The 6,031-nt window shown below is 42.8% G+C and carries 6 protein-coding genes and 2 tRNA genes; all 8 read right to left on the reverse strand.

Annotated elements, in window-relative coordinates; translation table 11 throughout:
• On the reverse strand, nt 1-665 hold a 665-nt coding region (locus tag A1019T_RS02035), incomplete at its 3' end, for an RNA-guided endonuclease TnpB family protein (RefSeq protein WP_244156499.1).
• A 273-nt stretch (nt 666-938) separates the two neighbouring features.
• A tRNA-Arg gene (locus tag A1019T_RS02040) sits at nt 939-1,015 on the reverse strand.
• Nucleotides 1,016-1,147: 132 nt separating this feature from the next.
• Nucleotides 1,148-1,237, reverse strand: a tRNA-Ser gene (locus A1019T_RS02045).
• Nucleotides 1,238-1,443: 206 nt separating this feature from the next.
• Entirely contained in the window at nt 1,444-2,013 is a 570-nt protein-coding gene (locus tag A1019T_RS02050; RefSeq protein WP_077450201.1) for a YggT family protein, read from the reverse strand.
• A 113-nt stretch (nt 2,014-2,126) separates the two neighbouring features.
• Nucleotides 2,127-2,975, reverse strand: coding sequence for a pyrroline-5-carboxylate reductase (proC, locus tag A1019T_RS02055; RefSeq protein ID WP_077450204.1), 849 nt, complete (start codon nt 2,973-2,975; stop codon nt 2,127-2,129).
• Between the two features lie 208 nt (nt 2,976-3,183).
• The gene (gene tilS / locus A1019T_RS02060; protein ID WP_077450202.1) at nt 3,184-4,752 is read right to left on the reverse strand and encodes a tRNA lysidine(34) synthetase TilS; all 1,569 of its coding nucleotides are present in this window, start codon (nt 4,750-4,752) and stop codon (nt 3,184-3,186) included.
• Between the two features lie 127 nt (nt 4,753-4,879).
• Entirely contained in the window at nt 4,880-5,821 is a 942-nt protein-coding gene (gene fdhD / locus A1019T_RS02065; RefSeq protein ID WP_077450203.1) for a formate dehydrogenase accessory sulfurtransferase FdhD, read from the reverse strand.
• A 91-nt stretch (nt 5,822-5,912) separates the two neighbouring features.
• A partial coding sequence (locus A1019T_RS02070; protein ID WP_143514063.1) for a zinc ribbon domain-containing protein occupies nt 5,913-6,031 on the reverse strand: 119 nt, incomplete at its 5' end.

Raw genomic sequence — 6,031 nt, forward strand, 5'->3', positions numbered from 1 at the left:
TTAGCACGCTGGGCTACTGCTAATTTATTCGCCCACTTTTGCGTTTGCTTAATAATTAACTTGTCGCCATTTGATGTGGTTGCAGACTCTTTTAAACCTAAGTCAATACCAACGCTCCCCTTACCACTTACTTGCTTAGGAAAGTCTTTAACGGTGATACAGGCATACCAACGATTACGACTGTCTTGTACAATCTCTAAGGTGTTAATTTGATACAGGCTTAGGTTGTAGCTATCGAATACATCGATGAGGAGCTTTTGACCTTTAGATAGGGATAGCTGTAGGGTTGATTTAAGTGCTTTCTTTCCCGTTTGTCTTGTGCTTAGATACTTGATAGCAGACTTTTTAAAAGGTATCCAGCCAAGTGATTTACGCTTGGCATCAGCTCTATTGGTACGCCAGTTAAGTTTGGCTTTTTTAAATTGGTTACGTGATTTAGCATGTGTCTCATTGATAGCCTGCAAGGTCTGACTATGTAATCCTAAATACTCACCACTACCTTTGGTGTACTGACTTAGATCATAAGCACTAAAAAACTTACCGGTACGTTTTAGATGCTCAAAGCAAAGTGCATTAATATAGTTCCACACGAAGTTCACTGAACCGCTTAGACAATTCAGCTCTTTTATGTGCTTATCTTTAATGCGTAGCTTGAGTGTTTTCATATGCTTAGTATGGCAAGATTAATTTTAGCTTACAACCCTTTAACGACTTCTTACGACAGTGTATGTCGCCTTATATCCACCTCCTGAAGTGGGTGGTTTTACGGCGACTGGTGATAAAAGCTATTGTAGCTTATTTTGGTTCAGATGACAGAGAGGATATAAGGGTGCTTATAGTGACACTAAGAAGCAGATGGGAATAAGAAAAGTATTGCAAATATAGCAGGCATAGAAAAATCGCCAAACAATGGGCGATTAATTTAGTGATTGATTAGATGGTGCGCCTGGAGAGATTCGAACTCCCGACCCCTTAGTTCGTAGCCAAGTGCTCTATCCAACTGAGCTACAGGCGCATATTTATCTAACTTATCTTTGTTAACTAGTGTTGTTAACAGGATGGCTATTATAGCCAATTTTTTTTAGGAGTCAACATTTTTTTGAATTTTTTTTAAAAATTTTAACAGTTTAAAATCTTTTAAAATAAATGGCGGTGAAGGAGGGATTCGAACCCTCGATACGCGTTAACGTATACACCCTTAGCAGGGGTGCGGTTTCAGCCACTCACCCACTTCACCGAAACTTCTAAAAACACAACTTTTGGTGCTCAGCTGATTTAGCCAGTTACCTCATGTTGTGGGCGAGTATTATAGCAAACTAAAACAGCTTTGCAAGTGCGTTTTTTACTTTTCTGCAAATTAACGCAATTAAATAGCTTTTAAGCCTTTTATTATGCTGCCCAAACTATGATACTCGCCCGCCTATTTTTTAGCACTCATGGCTATTAACCAATCATAGGCAATAAATTTCTAGCAATAATCTCAACAAATATTTCGATAAGCAATAAGCCGAAGATGGCCACCATAGGCGATAAATCCAACATACCTAAATTGGGCGTAATACGGCGAAAAGGCACCAAAATAGGCTCAGCCATTTGCACAATCAATTCAAAAATGGGGTGCATTTTTTGGGTCAGTAATACTACCCAACTGATAATAATTGAACCAATAATTAAATAGCGTGCCACACTCAAGAAGCTTAAGATTAACGATAAACTTCCTTCGAAGAACAGTCTAATCGGAGTATAGCCATGTCCAGCAAGGGCCGCATTACCCGAGATGTCTATTAGCTTTAATAAAAACAACAACATCACTGCCGCTAAGTTTACTCGCCCGCTCCCAACTGTTGGAAAAATACGGCCAAACACGTCCACTATCTGGGTCGCTTTATAAGCGGGTTGAACATAAGGATGATTGCGCTCAAGCCCTGCAAACTGAAGCATAAAGCGGATAAAAATCAGTAGCATGGCGAAATTTACCACCATGTTGAATAGGGCATACGAAAGACTTGTCATTCAACGTACTCTTACTAGTTTAAATTTAAAAAGCGGGCCATCGACTACGTACAGTGCCAACAGCCTATTTAATAGCGGTTATTGTGTGGTTAATAGCTTATATATCGGTTAGCTTAGTCGGCCAACTCGTTGCTAATCTCTTCACTACGGGTATAGCAAGCTTGCATCGCTTTTTTCATGACTTGAGCAAAGTTATCTTGTTGCAGCGACTCAATAGCAGCTTGGGTAGTTCCATTAGGAGAGGTTACCTTACGGCGCAGTTCTGCAGGGGCTTCCTCACTGGTTATGGCCATCTGAGCCGCACCCAATGCGGTTTGCATCGCTAACGCAGCTGCTTGCTTACTGTCCAAGCCTTGTTCAACGGCAGCATCGATCATTGACTCTAGCATATAAAAGAAATATGCAGGCGCCGAGCCGGATACCGCCGTTACTGCATGCAACTGCTCTTCTTTCTCTACCCAGCTCACCAGTCCAGAAGCTGACATCAATGACGCTGCTAACGTTTTATCCGCCTCAGTAATGTAATCGGCGGCATAAAGGCCGGTAGCTCCCTTTTGGATCATCGCTGGAGTATTTGGCATGGCACGAACGATGTTTTTATAGCCGCCAAGCATTTTACTTAAGCTTTCAGTAGACAGACCGGCAGCCACTGAAATAACCAGCTGTCTGTCCAATACTTCAGCAAAATCAGAAACCACTTGACGCATCACTTGGGGTTTAACTGCCAAAACAACCACGTCCGCGCCTTTCACCGCAACTTGTGAGTTGTCAGTCTCTGTATTGGCTGTAGGATCTACGGCATTAATTTTTCGCTGCTTTAACTGATCGCGAATAGCCTCAGAAGGATCGGCGACTGTAATATTTGAAGGATTAATACCTCGGCCAATCAAACCACTAATTAAGGCTTGGGCCATGTTACCGCCACCAATAAAACTGATTTTTTTCCCTTTAAGTTCTGCCATTTTTTTTCCCATTATTTAAAGCTTAGCTTGGCATAATAAGTGCCTAAGCTTTTATTCATTTAATCATGATTATATTTTATACAAATGCTAGTACCATCCATCTAGTACCATTCATAATATGGCTAGTGTAACACATCATTTTATTGATTATATTACTCAACTGACTGTCACTGATTCAATGGGCTCACTTTACCAGTAGCTTTAAAAACTACAAATCATGTAGCTCAGCAACTAACGCTTTGTCTTCCACCAATTGCGCAATGGACTGTGAAAACGGGCTTTGCAACACCATCGTTTGTTCCGGAGTTATTATTAGCAAGGGAATACTCTGTTGTTCAGAACACAGGGGGGATAATTGTAACGAACACAACACCACGGACTGCCGCATAAAGCTGGGCACATCTAGCGCTTGTAATAGTTTTTTGCCCGATTTACGCCCTACTCTGCCTGGTAAGGCTATCTTTTGGGTACGAGGTAAGGGCTGAAATATAAGCTTTGTCTCTTTTGACCATGCAATAGACTTAATATCTTCCCTATCCGTTTCAGCTTTAGCGTCAATTAAAACAGTCAACTGCTGCTGTAGCTCAGCGATGAGGCCAGTTAATCCTTGTACACTCCACTCAAATTCTGTACTTAATGGCTTTAACAACAGACAAGGCGCTATTTCCTCCTCAACATCAATATGAATATCATGGGTGGTAGGCGCTAATTGTAGCCACTGCTCCCAACTGTCCCACAGTCGATACAATTTATGTTGGTAGCGTCGTATTTGATATTGATACCTCCCACTGTCCCAAGACAAGCAGGTTTGATGGTTGCTGTCTTTGCGGTGTGCTAAGCTCAATACCTCTTCCACCAATCGCCGAGAAGGGGGTAAGTCAGTGGCAGTGGGGGCAAGCCAGCTGTGAATGAGGAAAGATTGCCGAGCGGTGGATAACCTCGTCAGTTGGTTGATATCGAGCACAGAACAAAACGCTCTGTCATTAATTATGGACTGAGACAAATCTAGGCTACTTTGTTCATCGAGAATAACGCTCGCCTCTTGCATCAATTGCCCGGTGCGAGCAATAGCCTGTTTTGCCTTAGGATAACGCTGCGTAATGTGTGGCAACAAGACACTACGTAACCAAGCTCGATCATTGAGCTGATCTGGATTTAAGTTACTCTTCTGCAAGGCCACATTGGTGGGGTCATCGATATAAGTTAACCCTTTATTATCTGCATATTGAGTAATTTGTTGCCGGCTAATGGTTAGCAGAGGCCGCCATAAAACTATGTTTTTTTGAGTGCCTTGTTGGTTCTGACTGCTTTTAATAGACCACTCTTTCATGCCGCTAAGCCCATTCACCCCTGCCCCATTGAATAGGCGCATTAATAGAGTCTCAACTTGATCATCTTGATGGTGGCCTAATATCAATACATCTTGATGATTCATAACGCCAATTATTGCTTCATATCTGGCTTGACGCGCTTCTTGTTCAGTCTTTTTGACCAAGTTTATTTTTAGCACTTGGCAAGGCATTTGATTTTGCTGTGCCCAGGTCGATACTTGATCAGCCCAAGCCGCATTGGCTTGCTGCATACCATGATTGATATGTAGCAGCTGTGGTAAAAAGGGTAGCTTACCTGCGTTAAATAGCTGCTGACAAAGATGTGCCAAACTTAACGAATCCCGGCCGCCACTACAGGCCAGCCATATTCTTCTACCTAGTAACTGTGGTTTATGCTGCTCAAAGCTGTTCAGAAACACCTGAGCCAATACATCATCTGTGGTCATATCAAAGTTAAATCACGTCATAAAAAAACAAGTTAGATAAGCTTTATCAATAGGAAAGCCCTAGTCCTTACCAAATATAGCCAACAGCTACTCAGTATAAAAAATAGATAGTAAGTATAAAAGACACCTAGTCTATATAAAAAGTGACTCTATTTTCTCTTAAAAATCCTGCCAGCCCCAAACCATATCGCTGTGCCACCTTGACAGCTGTACTGGTTGGAGCAGATATTCCTACCAACCAAGGCAATCGACAACGGATCGCTTTTTGAACCAGTTCAATGGAGAGCCTAGAGGTCATCACAACTAAATCCAACTGTAGCTTGTGGCGTAGTTGCCAGCCAATGAGTTTATCCAACGCATTGTGGCGCCCCACATCTTCAAACAGTTTAAGCTGTCCCTTATACAGTGTGGCCGCCGCATGCACCGCCCCTGTTAACTGATGGGTTTGTTGTGCATTAACAATCTGCTCACGTATCTCTAGCAGGGTATCTAAGGACGGCTTAGAGTAAGTTGAGCCCTCACGGTGATAAGCACTCAAATCAGGTAGCGCTTGACTCAGCCCCGTCATACCACACATACCGCAGCCCGTACGCCCAGAAAGTTGACGCCGCTGAAATTGAATCTGCTGATGCCGGCGCTGACTTAAGGTCAATTCTACAATATAAGCATCATAGTCTTGCAGCTGGTGTTCCAACATTTGCAAGGTTGCCAATTCATCAAATCTTTGATCAATGAAAGCCGTTAAGTTTGAATCAGGAGTAAGGTGGGTGATCTTCCAATCTAATAACTCGCCACTATGTTGTATTAAGCCTTCGCTATAAAGGAAGCCTAATGCCAAATACTCAAGGTCACTGGGGCTGGCCATCAGTACCGCATAATGGATGCCATTGATAACCAGAGCTATCGCTGCTTCTACCGCTAAGCTCTCATAGGCATGATTTACCTGCAACTGCTTTTGAGGCCTTGTGCTAGGCTCAGCTATATAAGAGACTCGTTCAGTGGAGTGTTGGCGGGCCAGGCCGTTGTTTTCGTCGATAGTAACCGCGTTATTTATCTTGCTAGCTGTCATAGTGCCACTGTACCTAAATTTAAGCCACTGATAATAGTTGTACCCTTAAATGAATTAAGGTGGCACTGCTCTAATTGACCTCCTCCCCTCGCTAAACCGAGGGGCTTCCTACAGCTAGACGGTCAAGCCCGACCGCAAGGATGTTCTTAGCAGCATTGATATCTCTATCATGCCATGTGCCACACTCAGCACAAGTCCATCCTCTTATTC

It is taken from the genome of Psychrobacter piechaudii, from assembly GCF_900162825.1.
GTDB classification, from domain to species: Bacteria; Pseudomonadota; Gammaproteobacteria; order Pseudomonadales; family Moraxellaceae; genus Psychrobacter; species Psychrobacter piechaudii.

What these genes read in the sequence shown, in the direction of transcription:
- fdhD (WP_077450203.1), bottom strand. Translation starts at nt 5,821, where the DNA reads ATGACAGCTAGCAAGATAAATAACGCGGTTACTATCGACGAAAACAAC.
- tilS (WP_077450202.1), bottom strand. Translation starts at nt 4,752, where the DNA reads ATGACCACAGATGATGTATTGGCTCAGGTGTTTCTGAACAGCTTTGAG.
- proC (WP_077450204.1), bottom strand. Translation starts at nt 2,975, where the DNA reads ATGGCAGAACTTAAAGGGAAAAAAATCAGTTTTATTGGTGGCGGTAAC.
- A1019T_RS02050 (WP_077450201.1), bottom strand. Translation starts at nt 2,013, where the DNA reads ATGACAAGTCTTTCGTATGCCCTATTCAACATGGTGGTAAATTTCGCC.